Here is a 20,290-nt window from a genome sequence, read left to right as displayed (position 1 = left end):
GCTGTATCCCTGCCCCGAAACTCTAGAAGATACAATATGTATGTTCTACTAACTATTGTTAATGTTGGGTGGCTACGGGAATCAGTATAGCATAGAGGCATTCTAAACGTCATTAAACAATATTTGCTAAGTTTATAAACAAATATTGCATACTAAAAGTGATGTATTTGTTAATAAGCATTCAAGCTAATAAGTATATACCCACATTACAACAGGGTTAACACGTTCTCGAATAATGATTTACACAAGTGGAAACGGCATTGCCGTCCTTTTAAAGGACGGTACCGTTTCCGTGAGAAATAGAAGGATAACGTATAGCGTGAAACCTATACATTCTTATATTTTAAAGAAAGACTGCTGAGGTTACCTCAGCAGTCTTTCCTTCATCTTAATATATCCGGGACTACCGAATCTTCATCGATAGCTGTATTAACTCCTGGCGCTTCTCTGGGCTTGAATTTACATTCTCATACATGGCATCGATTGCTGCGCGGTTCTCGCGGTAGCTCTTCTCATGCTTGATTGTGCTGTGGGACCATTCAATCAAAGCATTCTCAGCAATAACCAGTTCATTATAAGCATCATGGAAGCCCGTTGCTTGAACAAGCTCTTCCATTACCTCCTGAGTGATCTCCTGCAGGGCCCGCTTCGCTGCAATTTCCTTTTCCATAACCTTTGCTCTATTCTCAAACATATTCTTTGCTTTCGTGTAATCCAATTGTGCTTTAGATAAAATCGGTTTCATCGATGGCTTTCACCTTTCACGTAAAAATGGTTTCTTTGACATTGTAACGCAAATGGGAGCAGATTACAAAGATGTCCGAATGGTAATTTAACCTGAATAAGGTTTTTACTATAGGACTGTTACTGCCTAGCTCAGAGTTTTAGGGAAAATTGTAGTGCTTTTCTTCAAAAGCTCCACAGCAATTTTACCAGCCTCGGCTCTTGTCATATTGGCTTTGGGATTAAAGTTGTAAGAAGCCTTCTTTTGACCCGTGGTGGTGACTTCAGCCCCGTTCATTATTTTCGCCTTTGACACGGCCTGAACTGCGGCTAATGCATAGGACTCTATTTTACCGGAATCCAGGAATGACTTGGCTACTGCATCCTTTAATTTCTGATCATTAACCGGCAGCTTCAGCTTGAGTGCTCTGGCAATCATCACTGCCGCCTGCTCGCGCGTAATCGGTTGATCTGGTCCGAATACCCCATCGGTAAGTCCAGTCACAATTCCGGCTCTCGAGGCTGTTTCAATATGTTCATAATCCCAAGTCACTGAACCGGCCCCTGGAACCAAATCAGCGTAAGTCTTATTGTCATCATAGTTAAGCGGCAGATTCAAGCCTTTTACCAGCAGGGTTGCGAACTCTCCTCTTGTAGTCTGATCGTCTGTGCCAAACTGTTCAAAGCGCAGGTTATTCATGATCCCCTTGGCATAGAGGGCATTGAGAATGTTCCGGGCCCATTGATGATTCGTAATGTCATTATAACCGCGGCTCATCTTCATAACCTTGTAATAACCAAACTCATCAAACGGAACACTGATCGTATGCTTGTTGGTATCTACAGTACCACCAATATTCACCCATTCACGGTTGGAATTATATTGAAATACAGTTACAACAGTCCCTGCGTCATCAACCACATTAGAGTCGAAGGCCAGTGTTAGTTTTCCCCGCTTGGATGGAGTGATCTTGCGTTCTGCCGGAGTCTGCGGATCACCGAACAAACCATCTACAGAATATGGAGCCAGGCCATTCGTTGCAGGAATGTAGCCTGCAGTCGATACAGCACCCTGTTCGCCTAGTCCTCCGCTAATCCAGTACACATCAGATATTCTTACAAAGTTGCTGCTCTCATATGGAGAGCTGAAACGAAGTGAGAATTCATCCGGAATAGTCCAGTTAGGAATTCCGCTCTCCTCAAAGGTTACCGGGAAGCCGATGACATTGCCATAATCGTTACGGCGTTCTACCACACCTGTTGTCGGTTCAGCAATGCCGAAGCGAAGTTTGGTATCCGGATAGAACTTCTTCAGGTTGCGTGTATCTGTACTTTGCATTACAGTCCCTTTCGGGAAGCTCAGTTCCAGCTTCTTATTAAATACACTGTATTTGTCCGCTACCTTAGGAGCCATATACTGCGAATCAACAGCCACAGTACCCGTATAGAATATCGAGATAGTATCTGTACTTGTACTGCTTCCTCTGACAACTTGAATTTTGATGCTGTTTGCCTTATCCGGCTTCAAGCCTACATAATCCAGAGCAAATCTGCCAGGTCCCAGATCCGTTCGCTTAACAGCCTGCTCTTTATCAATAACAACACTTGTAGCTCCCTCAGCCTCAATATCAAAATGAACAAAGTTCTTATTCACAACATACTGAGTCCCCACAGAGGGCTGAGGAGACAGAATGCGGTAAGCACTGACCTCCCGGATTAACTCCAGCTTCTGGCTAGTTTTGGCACCAGTGCTGTTAATCAGTTCCAGCGTATAAATGTAGGTTCCCGGTGTATCATTAGTAAGATCCTGAATCCGCATTACGAAATCCCTCTGACTGCCGGCAAAGCTGGTAGTGTAACGTTGATCCGCAAACACCGGGCTTGCTGTATTTGTAGTACTGGCGTTTGCCGGAATATCAAGCGACAAAATATTTTTGGTACCCAGGTTCAGGTTCAGCTTCACAGCCCCGCTGCCCCGCAGCACTAAATCGTAAGTTTTTAGACTGGTTGTATACTTTGTTTCATTATAAATAAAATCAGGTGTCAAATTAAACAACTTCGTGAGCAGTACATCCGTTGGTCCAAAATTAGTGTCCGGGAATGTAGATCTCCCTGTGCCTAAGGCTGGCTGGAACTTGCTGATGGTTGATACGTTCTCATCGAGAATATAGACGCGCAGTTCCTTGCGAACCTCACGAACCTGTCCTTTTTCATCTACCCCTGTTCCTGTAAGAACAATTTTGTTCTCCCCGAATACGATGGGTCCTTTGCTTGCATCAATATCTAAATCAACTGAAAAAGTACCATCACTTGGGTTAAGCCATTTCTCAGTTCCCGTGGGCTTCTTCTTCGTTCCATTCACATACATTTCAGCCAGGAAGTAGCTGCTGCCCAGATTAAAATCAATATATTGTCCTTTTACGTTCAATACTGTACTTTCTTTGGAGTTTATTACATAAGTTTGGCCATCCGTAAGGTTGGATACATAAATGTAGCTCTTGGAAGCAAATGAAATATTCACATCCTTGTTTGATGACGAGCCATCAATCTTGAATCGGACAGTCTGATTGCCGTTCTGGAAATCCGTAATTTTAAAGATGTGCTCTGTAAGGGATAGTGATTTTATCCATTTAGGTTCCAGTTTCCTAGTGGACAAAGGAAGATAGCTTGCCAACAGTTTTACAGGAGTAGTTACTTTATCAGACGCAGCAGCATTAGTCTTGACCAAGATATAGAATTCTCCAGAATCCACCTTAGCCCCATTCAGCGTTACTCCGGCAGGTACTGTATCTGTAGTCTCATTATATCCCTGCAAATACTTCATATCTGTAATTACAATGTTATTCTTCATATACTGAAAATCAATAGACCGGTTAACGGTCTTGGTGCCATATGCTACTGAAAGATTGTGCGTTTGCTTTTCTAAGCGGTTAGCGGGTGTTGCATTATCCTTGTTTAGAGTCAGAGGGACCTGGAAAGTTACCAACCGGTAAGCCGGCGCATCCTTAACTGGAGATGGCACCAAAATTTCACCATTGCCTACTTTTAACTCTACAGTACCACCACTTCCAAGGGTCAATCCTTCCCCATATTTAATAGCGGGGACTACACTATCCAGCTTCACAACTGCCGATCCGCTAAAAGGTACTCCTGCATTATCAGGAACCATCATCTGGACAAACAGATTGGCGGTATCGCTGTCTTCTGTCATCACTGGCTGGTCTCCGTATAAGAAATCCTGACCCTGGCCCTTTGAATCTCCTAAGTACATGGCGACTATCGGGTTCTTCTCATCATAGTAGAAAATTGAATATTGAAAGCTGAGTGTGTCAGAACCATTCTGGACAACCAGCTTAAGGCTATTTACCCCAGGCTTAAGCTCCATACGCTGGGAAAAGAAGGTGCCGTCCTGCAATAATGATGTGCTTGAAGCCGTACCGTCATTAAGAGAGACTGTAACCTTGGTAGCATTCTGGGCCTTACCTTCCAAGGTGATTTCCTTATTGGCTACTACCAACTGCGCGCCTTCATTTAAATTCAGCTTCTCAGATCCTCCCAGAACCTGAAGCTTCTCTACATACGGGACCTTATCGAACAGAACGTAAAATGCCTCTGAGCGGTCATTACTGCCCTGTGATCCGGTCAATGTAATCCGGTTCATACCGGGATATAAGGTCAAATTGGCACTGAAGCGGTTGTCAGGACTATCAACATCCAGCTGAACAACTCCAGGCGTAACATGTGTAGGATCTTCCAGCCATTTGCCGTTCTTCTGATCCCACGTCAATAACTGTACATTGGCTCCAAGTGTAGAACTGGTTACCTTGGTGAAGGTTCCTGTTACTGTCAGACTCGCATCTGTCACCTGCAATACATTGCCTCTGGCAATTTGCGCAGATGACGATGATGAAGCTGGCGGCAGCAGGGTCAGATCAACCGTATTCCGCAGCTTTTGATTGTCCGGTGTGAAGTAACTGGTCGGCTTGTCTGCAGCCGCCGCAATATTCATAAGTCCCGGGGGGACTAAGGATACCAATAAAGCGAACAGAAGTGTCCAGATAAATGTTTTTCTCATGCGCTGCATGTCATTAACCTCTCCCTTTTGTTGATGATAATTATTTTATCGGTCCAGCAGCCCATAATTTGAAGGACTACGCACAACTTTTCTGTAAGCGGCATCCAGATCTGCAATAGCAAAGGGCTTCAGCCTGCCCGGCTGCAAGCATAAGACAAAAAAAGGCGTACCCTCATGAAAGGATACGCACTAATATTTAATGAAACTAATGATGAGTTAAGCTAAGATGCCGAAGAATTTATAGCTTGCTGCCCCGCTCTTGCCCAACCTTCATCCGCATTCTCAAAAACAAATCAATCACCGGACGCTTGGTCTTACTGATGACCCCGGTAATCTCTGCACCGATCTGCAGGAAGAAGAGCATGACACAGATGACTACAAAGGTAACCCAGTTGGCTTCGTAAAGCGAAGCTGAGGTCTGGATGACCGCCAGGATGCCGAAGAATGCGGCAATGCCGTAGATAATAAGTACCGTCTGGCGGTGGCTAAAGCCAAGTTCGCGCAGACAGTGATGGAGATGGCCTTTATCCGGAGCGAAGATTGGCTTCTTCTGCAGCTTGCGCCGGACGATGGCGAAGAATGTATCCGATAACGGAACTCCGATGATCAGGAGTGGTGTGATGAATGAGACTACCGCAATCTGTTTGAAGCCTAGCAGTGCGAGCAGCGCCAGGCAGAAGCCCAGGAACAGCGAGCCTGTATCGCCCATGAAGATTTTGGCGGGATGAAAGTTGAAGAACAGGAATCCCAGAATGCTGCCCAGAAGCAGCAGACAGAGCAGGGCAACCATGGTGTTCCCCATCAGGAAGGCCATGACGGCAATCGTTGCAATTGCGATACCGGATACGCCTGCTGCAAGCCCGTCCAGTCCGTCGATCAGGTTCACGGCGTTCGTGACACCGACTATCCAGAAGATCGTCAGAGGGATGGCAATCCAGCTCTCTAAGGAAGAATAGCTATTATGAAAAGGAATATTTACGAAATCAACCGTGATGCCAAACCCGAAAACCACGATGCAGGCAGCGGCAATTTGGCCCAGCAGCTTCACTTTGGCTGACAGCTCGAAACGGTCATCCAGACCGCCGATCAACACAATCAGACCGCCGCCGCATAGCAGCGCCTTAATGAAATTAGCCTCCCGGGGAGTGAAGTCATAAGGAATAATCGGTAATACGGCAAGCAGGCCTAACACAAACGCCAGAAATATGCCGAGTCCGCCGAGGCGGGGCATGATCTTCGTATGCACTTTACGGGCATTTGGCACATCTGTCGCACCGATCTTAATAGCGAATTTCTTCACGAACGGCGTCAAAAGCAGTGCAAGCCCCATGCACACAATGAATCCGGCGATGTATATAATTAACATGTGAAAAGTCGACCTCCATTTCTCTACCGCATTGAATTATACGCTGAACCAAAAACAAATTCCAATACTGTTTTTAGGCGATACCACGGATTTTTTCGGTAAATTTCCTCAATTTACTGATCTTTTGTTACTTTATCTTTCTCTCGTACCACTTTTACTGCGAATTTCGGCAGCGCAAGCATTCTTTTGTAACGTGTAGGTTCCTTGAGCAGCCGATATAACCATTCTGCCCTTAATTTCTGAAAGGCAACAGGGGCACGGCGGCTCTTGCCGGAGATCACATCAAAGCTCCCGCCAACCCCCATCATTACCGGGATCTGCAGCCGGGACTTGTATTTGGCGATCCATGGCTCCTGGCTGTCCGCTCCTCTGGCAACAAAGAGCAAGTCAGGCTTCGCTTCAAGGATTCCGCCCACAATCTGTTCGTCCTCTGCCGGACCAAAATACCCGTCATGATATCCTGCGATAACAATACCGGGATATCTTGTTTGTAACCGGGAAGCCGTCTCGCGAATCACCTCAGGGGTAGAACCGAGCAAATATACTCTCCAGTTATAGCTTTCGCCCTGGTGCAATAATTCATGTAAAAGATCAAAACCGGCTACACGCTCAGCTACAGGCTCATGACAGTATTCCGCTGCCCATACCACTCCAGTCCCGTCGGGGACGACCAGCTCTGCTGATTTCATAATCTCCATATAAGACGGATTCTCCAGTGCCGCCATAACCATGATTGGATTGGCAGTAATTACCTGATGAGGCTCACGCTTATGAACCGCCTCCGTTAAATAGGAAACGGTTGTTTTCATATCCGCCTTGGATACTCGTATGCCAAAAATGGGCACTGTCGGTATTGCGCTATCTGCTTTCACTTGTCACTCATCCTTTATGGCCGAAATATTGGGCAATTCGCCGGGCCGGAGCCTCTGCCTCTTGGGTGAGCGCGGCAATCAGCGGCTCCCGCTCCTGCTTCCAGTTCTCCCCCGAGTTCAGCAGCTCCAGTAGCCCGGCAGCCACCTTGTCTGCCTCCAGTGTATCCGTCTTCCCCACCGGCTGACAATCCACCCGCTCCAGAAAATGATCAATCTTCGGATCATAAGAGACGCCCATCAGCGGAACACGCTGTCCCGCAGCATAGATCAGGCTGTGCAGCCGCATGCCTATAAGTGCCTGACACTGAACTACCTCGCGCAGCATCCGCAAGGGATGGAGCGTATCCTCACGGATATTTACCGTCCCACCGTTGTTTTCAATCCCCCCGCCCAGCTTCTGCATCACGTAGCGGGAAGCCTCATTATCAGCAGGATGATGGAAGGGAAGAAAGCGAACGTCTAGCGGCTGCACCGCAGAAGCCCTCAGCAGACCTTCAGCCAGGGCATCCAGCTCCTTGCGGGACTGCTCCCAGAAGCGCACGGAGACACCTACAGTAGCGGGCGAACCTTGCATGCCGGAGTTGGATGTTCCAACTGCCTTATCTGCTTCTGAATGCTGTTCTGGCTGCATATTCTTAGGCAGCTCCAGCCCCATAACCGGGTCGGGTACAACGTCTATCTCATCAATGCTAAGCCCCATAGACTGAAGCAACAGGCGGGACTGTTCATCCCGCACCGAGATATAAGCGCATTTCCGGAAAATCGATTTGATCAGCGGATGAAACAGCTTGCGGTTCACCGGTCCGATCCCCTGGGAATAGATAAATGTCGGCTTCCCCATCCACTGGGCCAGCTTAATAATACCCAGGTAATACGGAATGGTCTTACTGCTTGTAACATCCTGAAGCAGGCTGCCGCCGCCGCTGATCAGACCTGCACTTTCCGATATGGCTCTCCGCACCTCTCCCAGCTTCATCCGGTGTACTGACTCCACCCCGTACGTAGCAGCCGTCCACTCCGGATCAATGGATAAGACCACAGGCGCAAGCGTTACTCCGGCGGCTTGGGACTGCTTGCGCACAGCATTCAGAATCGACTGCAGAACGGCTTCGTCTCCACTGTTGTGGAAGCCGTAAAAGCCTGAAATTACAATTTTTTGAGCAGAGGTGACCATCGTTTCCAACATCCTTCCGCAATCTGCCATACCCCAACAGCGATAATACCGATAATCAGGCCGAGTCCAAGACCTAGAAGTCCGCGGACCAGCGAGATCAGCACAGGCGAATGAATATGGGCAAAGGTATCCACCATAGACAACTGCCCAATGACTGCAATAATCATGATGAAGGCTGCACTCCGGTATTTATAGGCCAAGAATGCGCCGAGGATGAAGAGCGGATGCGCCAGCAGGAATTCCTTGTTACGGGGTCTAACCCCTACGGTATTCTCAAGGAAGGTACGAAGGAGCTTCTCCGGTGCGCTTACGCTTCCGGCATTCCCGGTCCGGCTTAAATAATACATTCCCACGATACCCAGTACACCTGCGGCAATAACCATAGCGAGTGTAATCGGCGTCCGCAGCAGCTTACCGGTTTTGTTAAAGGCAAATTCGCCACGGTACAAAAGCACATAGATTGCGGTAAGCCCGATCGGTGCCAAATGCAGCAGACTTACCCCGCGGAACTGTTCCAGTACCAGGGCATAGGTAATATTATTCAGCAGCGCAATGACGAAAGGCACCGCACTGAATGTAATTAATGCAGTTTTGACATACAGAACGAGACTATGCGTCAGACGGCGGCGCGGGCTCATCACGGCAAAGGTTAACGGATTGGCGCGTAAAGGCGGACCCATCTCATTAATTTTGCGGATAGCCAGCACGATAGCTAGGGTAGGTGCACTTATAGCTACAGCAAGCGCAAGCGCCTGTTCAAATAATGTCGGCTTCAGAATCAGCAGTCCCGCACTTCCAACCAGTCCAAGCACCCATACAGGCAGAGTAAGCCAAGGAATGAAGTAGGAGAACAGCAGGGCAACCATAGCCACCGCTCCGATTACCGCAATCAGCTTGAAATAACGCTGGAAGGACGAATCACTCACATCAAATGCTGTAGCCTGTCCAATGTTGAAGCCGTTCGCCTCAATCTTGGCCACCGCGCCCTCAGGTCCGCTGAGACTCTCAATCAGGTTATCCATCGTATCTGTGATGGCAGCCTTCTTGGTATCTCTGGAGGGAATCGTATTCAGATAGATCATGCGGATATTACGGTCTTTTGTGCCCAGTGCGAACCGGTCAGCAATCACCTCAGTCTTCAGGCTGGAATCTGCCTCGCTGAGGGAATACAGGCGAGTCACGTTGTAATCCAGCATATAAGCCAGCTTGGAGAAGCCCTTCTGTTGAACCTTAATATTCTCGATTGCCGCTATTCCCATCCCGTGTTGCTTCAGGAGGTCAGCGAAGGCGGTTAGACTGCCCGTATCCGCATCATCGGAGTACCCCTTAACCGACTCTCCTTCAAAAAGAATCCGCTTGACGCCAAGCTCAGCGTAACGGTCCAGCAGCTTCTTCACGGCATCCTGATTGTATGCCAGCGAGTCTACAAGCCGGGGCACAATGCTGAAGCCCTTCTCATGCAGCATTTCCAGTGTAATCGGGTCCGGCTGCAGCGGCTTAAGCGTTGCATCCTCCAGCGGCGTCTGGATGATCAGCCCCTGCTGGCCGCGGTAGTTCCATTCTTCCGTCCGGATGTCCAGTCTGCTGAAGGCATCGCGGATAACCGGTGAGAGCATTTCACTGTTCTTCGCACTGGTAAAGAGGACATATGTATAGTTCTCATTCTCCGGAATCACAGTATCAGTAAGATTGGCGATATCAGACGCTCCCCAGATCATCAGACGGCGCGCCTTGCGGAAATCCTCCAATGTATTTTCATAGATAGCCATACTCTGAACACCGGCTGTCTTCAGCCGGTCCAGCTGTTCATTGATATAATCCTGCGGATTCTGCCGGTAGCTCGCAACCTCAACCAGATCCCGGTAATCAAAGACAAACTCAACCGATTTGGAAGACTTCTCTGTCTGTAGACGGTCGTATACGACCGGAAGCGCACCTATAAGCCCTATCACCATAATGATCCATAACCACTTGCGTGATGCTATATTCCAGCGTTGCCATTTCTGCTGCACCAAAGTACCTCCTCTTTCACTTTAAACCTGATTGCCTTACGTCACAGCTGCCGGCCCAACCCTCTTGCCAGCGGCAAATTTAAGCGGAAACGGAGGTCTGTCCATCTGGAGCAGCTCCGTTTCCGCAGGGAAGTTATCTATTGCTTATTATTTCCCGTCAACCCGTGCCATAACCTGACTGGTCAATTCCGCAACCTTGTGCTTGGCGTTGTCCAGGGATTCACCCACCACGGCAAAATACACTTTGATCTTCGGTTCCGTGCCGGAAGGGCGCAGGCAGAACCATGAGCCGTCCGACAGCAGATATTTCAGCACGTTCTCCTTAGGCAGACCATCAAGCCCCAGGGAATAGTCCAGCACCTGCGTCACGGAAGCACCGGCGATCTCGTGCGGAGGGCTGGTCCGCCAGTCATTCATAATCCCCTGAATCTGAGCCACTCCATCCTTGCCCTTCAGCGTGCGGGACTCCAGGCTCTCCAGGAAGTATCCGAACTGTGCATACAGCTCTTGCAGCACATCGTACAGGGTCTTGCCCTGGGCCTTGTAATAGGCACCCGCTTCAGCGATCAGCATCGCAGCAAGGACTGCATCCTTGTCACGGGCATAGTTGCCGGCCAGATAACCGTAGCTTTCTTCATATCCGAACAGATACGTATACTCGCCGGACTGCTCGAACTGGTTCATCTTCTCCCCGATATATTTGAATCCGGTCAGTGTGTTGAACACCGTAGCACCATAATGGCTGGCTACAGCAGCACCCATCTCACTGGTTACAATAGTCTTGACTACAGCGCCGTTAGCCGGCAGCTTCCCTTGTTCCTGTAAACGGCTCAGGTAATAATGAATCATGAGCGCACCGGACTGATTCCCGGACAGCACTACAAATTTGCCTTCGTTGTCACGAACCACAGCGCCCATACGGTCAGCATCCGGGTCTGTACCGATCAGCAGATCCGCGTTCAGCTCCTCGCCCAGCTTCATCGCCAGGGTGAAGGCTTCACGTTCCTCCGGATTCGGAGATTTCACAGTAGAGAATTCGGAATCCGGCTGTTCCTGCTCAGGAACCACATGGACCTGAGTGAAGCCGATCTTCTCCAGGACACGGCGGACCGGAAGATTGCCTGTCCCGTGCAGCGGCGTATAGACAATGGAGAAATTACGGCCCAGCGAAGAGGCAATCTCTTCACGGCTGACACTTACCGCAGCAACCGTATCCGTAAACGCCTCGTCCTCTTCGGCTCCCAGCCAGTGCAGCAGGCCTTCGCTCTCTGCAGCCTCCTGAGATATGCGCTTTACCCCATTGAAGGAGTCGACATTCAAAATGTTAGCAATAACCTTCTCTGCTTCATGCGGCACCAGCTGTCCGCCCTGGGCATTGTAGACCTTGTATCCGTTATATTCAGGCGGATTGTGGCTGGCAGTGATTACAATGCCTCCAGACGCCTTCAAATGACGGACGGCGAAGGACAGCTGCGGCGTGGAGCGCAGGGACGGGAACAAGTGGGTCTCAATTCCGTTGCCGGCGAGTACAAGTGCAGCCTCCAGCGTGAATTCGGGCGAGAATCGCCGGGAATCGTGGGCAATAACCACCGAGGGTCTGCCTTCTCCAGTATGTTGTCCCAGAATGTAATCGGCGAAGCCCTGAGTAGCCCGGCCTACTGTATAACGGTTCATCCGGTTACTTCCAGCTCCGATGACTCCGCGCAAGCCGCCTGTACCAAATTCAAGATCTCTATAGAATCGTTCTTCCAGTTCCTTCGGTTCACCGGCAAGAGCCTTCAGCTCTTCTTTGGTGTTCTCGTCGACAGAAGGGTCCTGCAGCCAGCGTGTCAGGGTCTCCTGCGCCTTCGGGCTTAATCCAGTCATGTCAATCTCTCCTTCTCCATCTATAATAAATAAGTTTATAACAGGAACTAGCTGAGTGCGAACATAATCTCGCCGGACGCTACCGTTTTGCCGTCCACCTTGGCAGTGGCTTGTCCTTTGCCGATGCTGCCTTTCAGCCGGGTAATCTCTACCTCAAGCACAAGGGTATCGCCAGGGACAACCTGTCCGCGGAAGCGGAAGCCGTCAAGCCCGGCCAGAAAACCGATTTTGCCCCGGTTAGCTTCCACTCCAAGAATAGCCACAGCACCTACCTGAGCCAAGGCTTCCGTAATCAGCACACCCGGCATTACCGGGAAGCCAGGGAAGTGTCCGGCGAAAAACGGCTCGTTTACCGTTACATTCTTGATACCGACTGCACGTTTGCCCATTTCTATTTCTGTAATTTTGTCCACCAGCAGAAATGGGGGCCGGTGGGGGATTATTTCTTGAATTTGATTGGTATCCATCATAATTATTAAAGCTCCCTTCGGTTGTAACCGCGTCTTATGAACCTCCGCCTACAGCAGCACTTTTGTTTATTCTCCGCCGTCTCTGCATAAATATGGACAGCTTCGGCAAAAACTATAATTATCCTTCACCACCTGCAGCAGTGGAGGTTAAGATAAGGGGCTTTCTCCACCGCACGCGGCAGCATGGCGGAGAGAGCCCTTTTTGGCGCTCTTAGGGCACGCCATCATTATACATTTTCCAGTATAAAAAAGAAAACTCCCCTGCACAACAAGGGAGCCTTAAATATCGGTATACCATAACGTTTCAAGGTGCGAACACCAGATCATATACATGCTTCCAGGTACTCCACAGGAGCACATCGCCCAGTTCCTTTTTGCCGAGAATCACATACCCTACGACCAGCCCGCCTCCAAGTGCGGCCACCAGCAGCAATGGAATCAGGAACCACTGAATGATGGTCCAGGCTCTAATCCTGCGCCGCTTCACCGGCCGCTGTTGTTCGTCTTCTGCATTCTGTGCAGTCTTAACCTTCTCACGACTCATTCCTTCACCTCACGCGCGCATGTTATTAGCCAGGCCCAGCATCTGGTCACTGGAGGACAGCGCCCGGGCAGCAAGCTGATACGTACGCTGAATCTGCATCATCTCCGTCATTTCCCGGCTCAGATCCACGTTAGAGGATTCCAGATAGCCTGAGCGAACGCCTACATCCTTCGCTTCGCCCGCTGCTCTTTGCACGAATGCCTGCTGCGTTGTCACGCCTTCAGCCAATACATAGAAATTACCATCTACAGCTTGCAAAGCATTCTTGCTGAGCGGCTCAACAATCATTAAGCTGCCTGCCAGAACAGGTGGCTGTGTCTCATCCGTCTTGGTCCACACCTGCCCGCGCTCATCAATAGCGGCACTTACATTAGCCCCTACGCTGATCGGGGTGCCGTTAGCACCCAGCACAGGATTGCCGGTATTGTCCACAAGAATCATCTTGTCCTTATTGGCGGTATCCGGGGTAAAGTGGAAAGCGCCCTGACGGGTATATGCCGTTTCACCGTTCACCTGAACGCCGAATAATCCGTTGCCTTGAAGCGCCAAGTCCGTAGGCTTCCCGGTCTCCTGGAGCGTGCCTTCCTCCCAATTACTTGACACTGTAGGCACACGCACCCCAAAGCCGATATTGAAGCCCAGCGGCATACTGCGTCCAGGCTGATTATAATCCTTGGATTGCTGCTGTACACGGGTAAGCACATCCTCGAACGAGCCTTGCTTGCTCTTATAACCGTTGGTATTCATATTGGCAATGTTATCCGCTATAATATCCAGCCGCTGCTGCAGACTGGCCATTGAGACAGCGGCACCGATTGTCGAGTTGTTCACAGGTCTAACCTCCTACAAGCTTAATAAGAAGAAACAGGCTTACACTCTCAATAAAATGATCCGTACAGCCTATACCCGGCCGACCTCATTCACAGCCTTCTGCAGACTGCTGTCATAGAATTGGATCACTTTCTGATTCGCTTCATACGCGCGGTAAGCGGCATTCATATCCACAGTGACCTGAGTGGCATCGACATTAGAGTTCTCAAGGTAGCCCTGCCGTACCTGCAGATTATCAGTTCCATTGGAAAAGCGGATGTCTGCAGCCTCGGCATCATCAGCATGGAAGACACCATTACCGTCACGCACCAGCTCCTGCGGTCTTGTGATGACGCTGATTCCGATCCGGGTACCTGAAGGCTGCCCGGTAGCATTGTTAATCAGATTGCCCTGCCCGTCCACTTTAAGGTTATCCTGGGGCCCTGTCAATCGCAGCGGATTGCCGTCACTGCCCAGCACTCTGAATCCACCTGAGCTAAGCACTTCCCCTGTAGGAGCAACTGTAAAGCTTCCGTTACGTGTATATAAATTATTGCCTTCATTGTCTTGAACCGTAAAGAACGCCTGGGGCCGGTAAGTAACCTCGCCATCTGCACTGATAGATTTACCCGAGCCGTCAAAAACAAGATTTACGCCCGGATTCTCCGGGTCTGGGACCTGCAGATCGGTAGACAGCGCAAAATCCATGCTCTTGCCGCTCTCAATGAGGTCGCCCTGCAGGTATTGGGAGACGGACTGCTCGGCAAAAACCCCGGTATTGATACGTCCGACAGGCTGAGTTACGCCCCTGTTCATCGCGGTGATCAGCACCTCGGGAAATGCGTGGCTGACACTGTCGACCTGCTTGTACCCCGTAGTATTTAAATTGACCAAGTTCTGCGTCGCCGTATCATGTCTGCGCTGCTGCGTCACCATTCCTGCTGCGGCTGTATATAATCCTCTGAGCATGAGGTCAGTCCCTTCCTGGAATCTGCTGTTCTCCCTTATTATCGGCAGGCTAGAACTTTTTCTTAACCACCTTGTCCAAATGGTCCAGCATAATTCCCGTGCCCTTGACTACGCAGTGCATCGGATCTTCAGCCACCCACACCGGAACATGCAGCTGTTCAGAGAGCAGCTCGTCCAGTCCGTTAAGCAGGGCGCCTCCGCCGGTCAGCACAACTCCACGGTCAATAATATCTGCCGACAGCTCTGGCGGTGTACGCTCCAGCACCGACTTGGCCGCAGCCACAATCGAAGAAACCGGGTCCCACAGCGCTTCCTTCACCTCACCGGATGAAATAGTAAGGGTCTGGGGAAGTCCGCTCACCATATCACGCCCGCGGATATCCATCTCTGACTTCATGCCGCCCGGACGTACCGAGCCGATGGTCACTTTGATATCCTCCGCTGTACGTTCACCGATCAGGAGCTTATATTTCTGTTTGATATATTTTAAAATGGCATCGTCGAACTTGTCCCCCGCAATCTTAATGGAAGAGGCGGTAACGACGTCGCCCATGGACAATACGGCTACATCCGTCGTTCCGCCGCCAATATCGACGACCATATTTCCGCTAGGCTGATAAATGTCCATTCCTGCGCCTATGGCTGCAGCTTTGGGCTCTTCCTCCATGAAAACCTCTTTGGCCCCGCTGCGCTCTGCCGCCTCACGGATGGACTTCGTTTCCACAGATGTAATATTGGTGGGAGCACAAATCAAAATACGGGGCCGCGAATACCAGGTCCGGCCGCCAACGCTGTCAATAAAGTATTTGAGCATCATTTCCGTAATGGCAAAGTCGGCGATTACACCGTCACGGAGCGGACGAATCGTCGTTATATTTCCAGGTGTCCGCCCGACCATCCGGCGTGCCTGTTCACCAACCGCAAGGACCCGCTTCGTATCACTTTCAAGTGTGACCACGGAAGGTTCATCCAGAACGACTCCCCTTCCCTTGACATGAATGAGCACGTTGGCTGTGCCGAGATCGATTCCGATATCCTTGCTAAGCATAATGAAAGAGCCCCCAAAGTGTTATTTTAAATGAGAAAAGAAGATTGTACCAAATTTAAAAATACCATACTTTAGGGGGTGAGTACAATGGACCAAACCTGAATTATCGCGTGAAAATCCGAAAATCTTATGGCTTTGAGGCTACGGCAACCTCGCGCTTCTTCCCTGTGGTTTTCTTATATTTAATTTTTGTGGCTTCTCCCCCCCGAAGATGACGGATGGACTTGTGATATTCGAGAATGTGCTTCACCTGATCAGCCAGATCCGGATTGATTTCCGGCAGCCGTTCGGTTAAATCTTTGTGCACCGTGCTTTTTGAAACGCCAAATTCCTTGGCTATGGTCCGGACCGTGTGCCTGGTTTCCACGATGCAGCGTCCGATTTTAATGGTACGTTCCTTGATGTAATCGTGCACGCTCCCGCCTCCCAACTGTGAATAGTTTGGTACATTATATGAGGGGCGGGCCTATATATTCGCGCTTTCAGGACATGACAAGCTTAGGAAGGCTCATTTTATTTGTCGGACAACCCAATTCACTGCATTTCACTGCCCATTTCCAGAATAGAACCTGCCGGACTGTCCATTTCGGGGAGAAGCAAAATAACCCCACAAAGTGGGGCTTCAGCGTAGATGATAACTCAGGTACTTTGCGGGGACCCCAAAACATATAAATTCTCTTTAAAAAAAACAGGAGGCTTCCGCCCCCTGTTATTCATTCGGCTTAGCGCTGTGGAAGCAGATCCGAAGGATTCACAATCTTACCGTCCTCATGCACCTCAAAGTGCACATGGTTGCCAAGACCCTTTTCCATCTCATTGCGTCCCGCTGTCGCCAGCGTATCGCCTTGCTTCACTTCGTCGCCCTGCTTCACTTTGGTTTCACCCAGACTCTGATAGACCGTCTTCAAATCGCCGGGTGAGGTAATCTCAATGACCTTCCCCAGTACAGCAACATCTTCCACTCTGGTAACTTCACCGCTGAGCGCCGCCTTCACATCAAACGTCTTGTTATCCTCACGGGCAATATCAATTCCGGTATTGGTGACAAAGGTATTATTGTACTGCACCATCGCCGCAATGTGATTCTCTTCCGTGCCGTTCTCATCATAGTACGGTTTGACCACTTCCACTTCACTCGGGCTGGCTACCGGCCAGGCCAGGCTTTCGGCTGATGCGACAACTTCCAGGGCTTCGGGATCACCGTTTGCGGCTCCGGTTTTGCTGCCGGCCTCACCTTGGGATACTACCGCGGCGTTATCAGGATTCAGCGGCTTCTGGCCGGCATCCTGATAGACCCACACCAAGGTTAGTATAAGTGCCGCTGCCGCCGTGTAGACTGCCGGGAATACCCAGCGTTTGGATAACAGTCTGCTCCATGAAGAAGGCTTGGCGCCTGAATCTCCCTGATTGTTTTTGAGAGATTCATCATGGGTTGATTTGATTTTGTCTTGTTCATTCATATGGTTATCACCTCAGTAACCAGTGTTACCGGGCGCTTCGCTTTTATACGTATCTTGCAGATTATTTTTTCAGGAGAGTTGAGATTCCGGTAAAAGAGACCCCGCTGTAGTAGTGTTTGAGAATCTGTGTGGCCGTCTTCCCCTGCTTCGCCATTCCGTTCGCACCCCACTGGCTCATGCCGACACCGTGGCCGTTACCATACGTGGTGATCTGTACCTTCCCCGCTTGGCGCTTCCAGGTGAACTGGCTCGAACGCAGCCCCAGCTTCTCTCTCACTTCCCGCCCGGTAAACACCTTCCCTCCGATAGAGATCTGTTTGATCCGGTGGCCGGCGGTAAGCGACAGTACCTCCGCCGGCAAGCTGGCAGAGGATTGAGCGGAGACTGGCGTTGCCTTGCCCGAAGCTCCCAGACCGGCTGACACCGGAAGGTCCTTGGTTCCAAGGCCCAGCTTGCTTCTCAGCTCAGAATTGCTGAAGGTGTAGCTTACCGCCAGGTTCGGAGTGATCTGCAGCTCCCACGGGCTGGCTACACTGCGCAGGTAGGGAACCGCAGCGTTCCAGTACTCCTCGGAATTCTCAGTATACCCTCCGCTGGAAGCGAAGAAGGAAGCCGTGATCGGCTGCCCCTGATAGGTCATGATCGTCCCGCGCGTCTCTAAGGCCGCGCGGCGGATCTTCGCCAGTCCGGCACGCTTGCTGCCGGACGCCCAATCCCGTTCCAGCACGGCCTTCGATACGTAAGCCTGATGGCTTACCGTATCGCTTACATCCGCTTCGGGAACGGGTACCCCGCTGTGGTCGCCGGCGGCCAGACGGCGGGCAATGAAGGTGCGGGCCGCTACGGCCTGCGCTTTGAGCGCTTCGAGCTCAAATTCGGCCGGCATCTCGGCCGCCAGCACGCCGCTGACGTATTCCTCCAGCGGCAGGGTCTCGATTTGTCCGCTCCGCGACAAATAGACGGAGACCTCCGGCTGCGGCGCCTCTGCGGCAGCCGGTGCCGGCGCCGCCGGAGCGGCCGTGGCCTGCGGCACGGCCGGGGGCGCCGGCGGCTGTTGTCCCCCGCGCTGCGGGACAACAGCCAGCGGCAGCAGCAGCGCCGCCAGCAGGGGCGCTGCCAGCCAGGCGGCGGGGGCCAGTCGCCGCAGGGGGCGCGCGCCGCGCCGCCGCGCGCGCACTGCGCTGCGCGGACGCTTCAGGATGCGCCGCAGCTTGATTAACTCTTTCATCTCTATGGCTCCTTCCGTAAGCACCGGTGATTCTTATAGATATGAATTTGCGCCACCTGCTAGAACGGAATTTTGAGAGAAAGAGAGTTGCGGAATCCCCCGGTACGTATAAGATCTATTTCAAAAAAAGGACCAGCCGCTAAGCGGCTGGTCCTCATATTTTTAAGAATAACTATTATACCCAAGACGGCTGAATCTGGAAGCGGGGTCTGATCTCTTCGGCTTTGGAGGATTCGCTTCTGGCCGGTTCAGGCTTAAGCGCTTCTTCCTTCGCGGCAGGAACAGCCGATTCTTCCATGGAAATACGCCATATGTCCGCACCAAGTCCTGACAGCTTCTCAGCCAGGTGCACATACCCGCGATCAATGTGATGCGTTCCGCTAACTTCTGTAGTGCCTTCCGCCACAAGTCCTGCCAAAATAAGCGCAGCCCCTGCACGCAGGTCCGTAGCACATACCTTAGCGCCGACCAGACTGGCATTGCCCGTCACGATCGCAGAGCGGCCTTCAATCTTGATCTCCGCGTTCATATTGTGGAATTCATCCACATGCATGAACCGGTTCTCGAAGACGGTCTCCGTCACTACGCTGGTTCCTTCCGAGCGGAGCAGCAGCGCCATCATCTGTGACTGCATATCTGTCGGGAATCCCGGGTAAGGTAATGTCTTGAGATCGACAGCCTTCAGCGGCTTGTCGCTGATGACACGGACTCCGTTCTCATCCGGGATAATCGTAACGCCCATTTCCTCCATCTTGGCAATCACCGGACCCAGATGGTCGGCAATTGCTCCCTCAACATATACATCACCGCCTGTAATCGCCGCTGCTGCCATGTAGGTTCCAGCTTCGATCCGGTCAGGAATGACATGATGTCTTACGCCGTGCATACGCTCAACGCCTTCAATCCGGATTACTCCGGTACCGGCCCCGCGTACAATGCCGCCCATCCCGTTCAGATAATTGGCAAGGTCAACAATCTCCGGCTCTTTAGCCGCATTCTCAATCACTGTGGTGCCTTCAGCAAGCGCGGCAGCCATCATTATATTTTCGGTCGCACCTACGCTGGCCACATCCAGATAGATCTTGGCTCCGCGCAGTCTTCCGTTACTTTTCGCATCGATGTAGCCCTGGCCCAGACTGATCTCGGCTCCAAGCGCTTCAAAACCCTTCAGGTGCTGGTCAATTGGCCTAGTTCCAATGGCACAACCGCCAGGCAGAGAAATACGAGTATGCCCCATGCGGGACAGGAGTGGGCCCATAACCAGAAAAGAAGCCCTCATTTTGCGTACCCATTCGTATGGTGCTTCACAGGAAGTAATATTAGTGGCATCTACTTCAATCACATCGTTCTGGTATGTAATACCTGCACCCAGAGATTCCAATACCTTGTTAATCGTCATTACATCGTCTAACGGAGGTGCGTCCACAATGACGCTAACTCCTTCTTCTGCCAATAGAGAGGCGGCTATGATCGGTAGTACGGAATTTTTTGCGCCGCTAACTTTCACGCTCCCGGTCAATCTGTTGCCACCGCGGACGATAAATTTGCTCATTTCGGTTTCCCTCCGCGTCCATTATTTCTGAAATTAATTTTGAGGTTAAAATTCGTCTGTTAAGATATTGAATATTCCGTCATTGCGTCTTAGGTGCAGATTCCTTGCTTAACTTCAGTGT

At 50.8% G+C, this 20,290-nt stretch carries 16 protein-coding genes; all 16 read right to left on the bottom strand.

All coding sequences use genetic code 11. The features are described from left to right. Positions 1-403: 403 nt before the first annotated feature. Positions 404-745 carry a hypothetical protein gene (locus tag NSU18_RS22285; RefSeq protein WP_341016189.1) on the bottom strand — a complete coding sequence of 114 codons (342 nt, stop codon included), beginning with the start codon at positions 743-745 and terminating at the stop codon, positions 404-406. A gap of 126 nt (positions 746-871) precedes the next feature. Beyond that, entirely contained in the window at positions 872-4,807 is a 3,936-nt protein-coding gene (locus tag NSU18_RS22280; protein WP_341150072.1) for an S-layer homology domain-containing protein, read from the bottom strand. Between the two features lie 229 nt (positions 4,808-5,036). Continuing rightward, positions 5,037-6,164, bottom strand: a complete 1,128-nt coding sequence (locus NSU18_RS22275; RefSeq protein ID WP_341016184.1) for a glycosyltransferase family 4 protein — start codon at positions 6,162-6,164, stop codon at positions 5,037-5,039. A 113-nt stretch (positions 6,165-6,277) separates the two neighbouring features. Then, positions 6,278-6,973, bottom strand: coding sequence for a WecB/TagA/CpsF family glycosyltransferase (locus NSU18_RS22270; protein WP_341016182.1), 696 nt, complete (start codon positions 6,971-6,973; stop codon positions 6,278-6,280). A gap of 70 nt (positions 6,974-7,043) precedes the next feature. Further along, the gene (gene csaB / locus NSU18_RS22265) at positions 7,044-8,210 is read right to left on the bottom strand and encodes a polysaccharide pyruvyl transferase CsaB (protein WP_341016179.1); all 1,167 of its coding nucleotides are present in this window, start codon (positions 8,208-8,210) and stop codon (positions 7,044-7,046) included. Next, the gene (locus NSU18_RS22260) at positions 8,183-10,222 is read right to left on the bottom strand and encodes a DUF5693 family protein (protein WP_341016176.1); all 2,040 of its coding nucleotides are present in this window, start codon (positions 10,220-10,222) and stop codon (positions 8,183-8,185) included. The genes csaB and NSU18_RS22260 overlap by 28 nt, the downstream gene beginning before the upstream one ends. Positions 10,223-10,369: 147 nt before the next feature. Further along, positions 10,370-12,088, bottom strand: coding sequence for a phospho-sugar mutase (locus tag NSU18_RS22255; protein WP_341016174.1), 1,719 nt, complete (start codon positions 12,086-12,088; stop codon positions 10,370-10,372). Between the two features lie 47 nt (positions 12,089-12,135). Next, complete coding sequence (gene fabZ, locus NSU18_RS22250) at positions 12,136-12,558, bottom strand: 3-hydroxyacyl-ACP dehydratase FabZ (RefSeq protein ID WP_036699258.1); 423 nt, start codon at positions 12,556-12,558, stop codon at positions 12,136-12,138. 304 nt (positions 12,559-12,862) lie between these two features. After that, entirely contained in the window at positions 12,863-13,102 is a 240-nt protein-coding gene (locus tag NSU18_RS22245) for a DNA-directed RNA polymerase subunit beta (protein WP_341016172.1), read from the bottom strand. 9 nt (positions 13,103-13,111) lie between these two features. Then, a complete protein-coding gene (locus tag NSU18_RS22240) occupies positions 13,112-13,933 on the bottom strand; it encodes a flagellar hook-basal body protein (RefSeq protein WP_341016169.1) in 822 nt (273 codons plus the stop codon). A gap of 69 nt (positions 13,934-14,002) precedes the next feature. Then, positions 14,003-14,881, bottom strand: a complete 879-nt coding sequence (locus NSU18_RS22235) for a flagellar hook-basal body protein (protein ID WP_341016166.1) — start codon at positions 14,879-14,881, stop codon at positions 14,003-14,005. Between the two features lie 49 nt (positions 14,882-14,930). Then, positions 14,931-15,929 (bottom strand): rod shape-determining protein MreB, encoded by a 999-nt coding sequence (mreB, locus tag NSU18_RS22230; RefSeq protein ID WP_341016163.1) that lies wholly within the window; start codon positions 15,927-15,929, stop codon positions 14,931-14,933. A gap of 127 nt (positions 15,930-16,056) precedes the next feature. Beyond that, the gene (gene spoIIID, locus NSU18_RS22225; protein ID WP_019915029.1) at positions 16,057-16,344 is read right to left on the bottom strand and encodes a sporulation transcriptional regulator SpoIIID; all 288 of its coding nucleotides are present in this window, start codon (positions 16,342-16,344) and stop codon (positions 16,057-16,059) included. Positions 16,345-16,651: 307 nt separating this feature from the next. Continuing rightward, positions 16,652-17,389 (bottom strand): M23 family metallopeptidase, encoded by a 738-nt coding sequence (locus tag NSU18_RS22220; RefSeq protein ID WP_341016162.1) that lies wholly within the window; start codon positions 17,387-17,389, stop codon positions 16,652-16,654. Between the two features lie 61 nt (positions 17,390-17,450). Further along, positions 17,451-18,617 carry a stage II sporulation protein D gene (gene spoIID / locus NSU18_RS22215; RefSeq protein ID WP_341150071.1) on the bottom strand — a complete coding sequence of 389 codons (1,167 nt, stop codon included), beginning with the start codon at positions 18,615-18,617 and terminating at the stop codon, positions 17,451-17,453. 175 nt (positions 18,618-18,792) lie between these two features. Then, a complete protein-coding gene (gene murA, locus NSU18_RS22210) occupies positions 18,793-20,169 on the bottom strand; it encodes a UDP-N-acetylglucosamine 1-carboxyvinyltransferase (RefSeq protein WP_036699206.1) in 1,377 nt (458 codons plus the stop codon). Positions 20,170-20,290: the final 121 nt, after the last annotated feature.

Source organism: Paenibacillus sp. FSL H8-0048 (assembly GCF_038002825.1).
GTDB lineage: Bacteria > Bacillota > Bacilli > Paenibacillales > Paenibacillaceae > Paenibacillus_AQ.
Note: the sequence above shows the minus strand (reverse complement) of the source record. Positions and strands in the feature narration are given on the sequence as shown.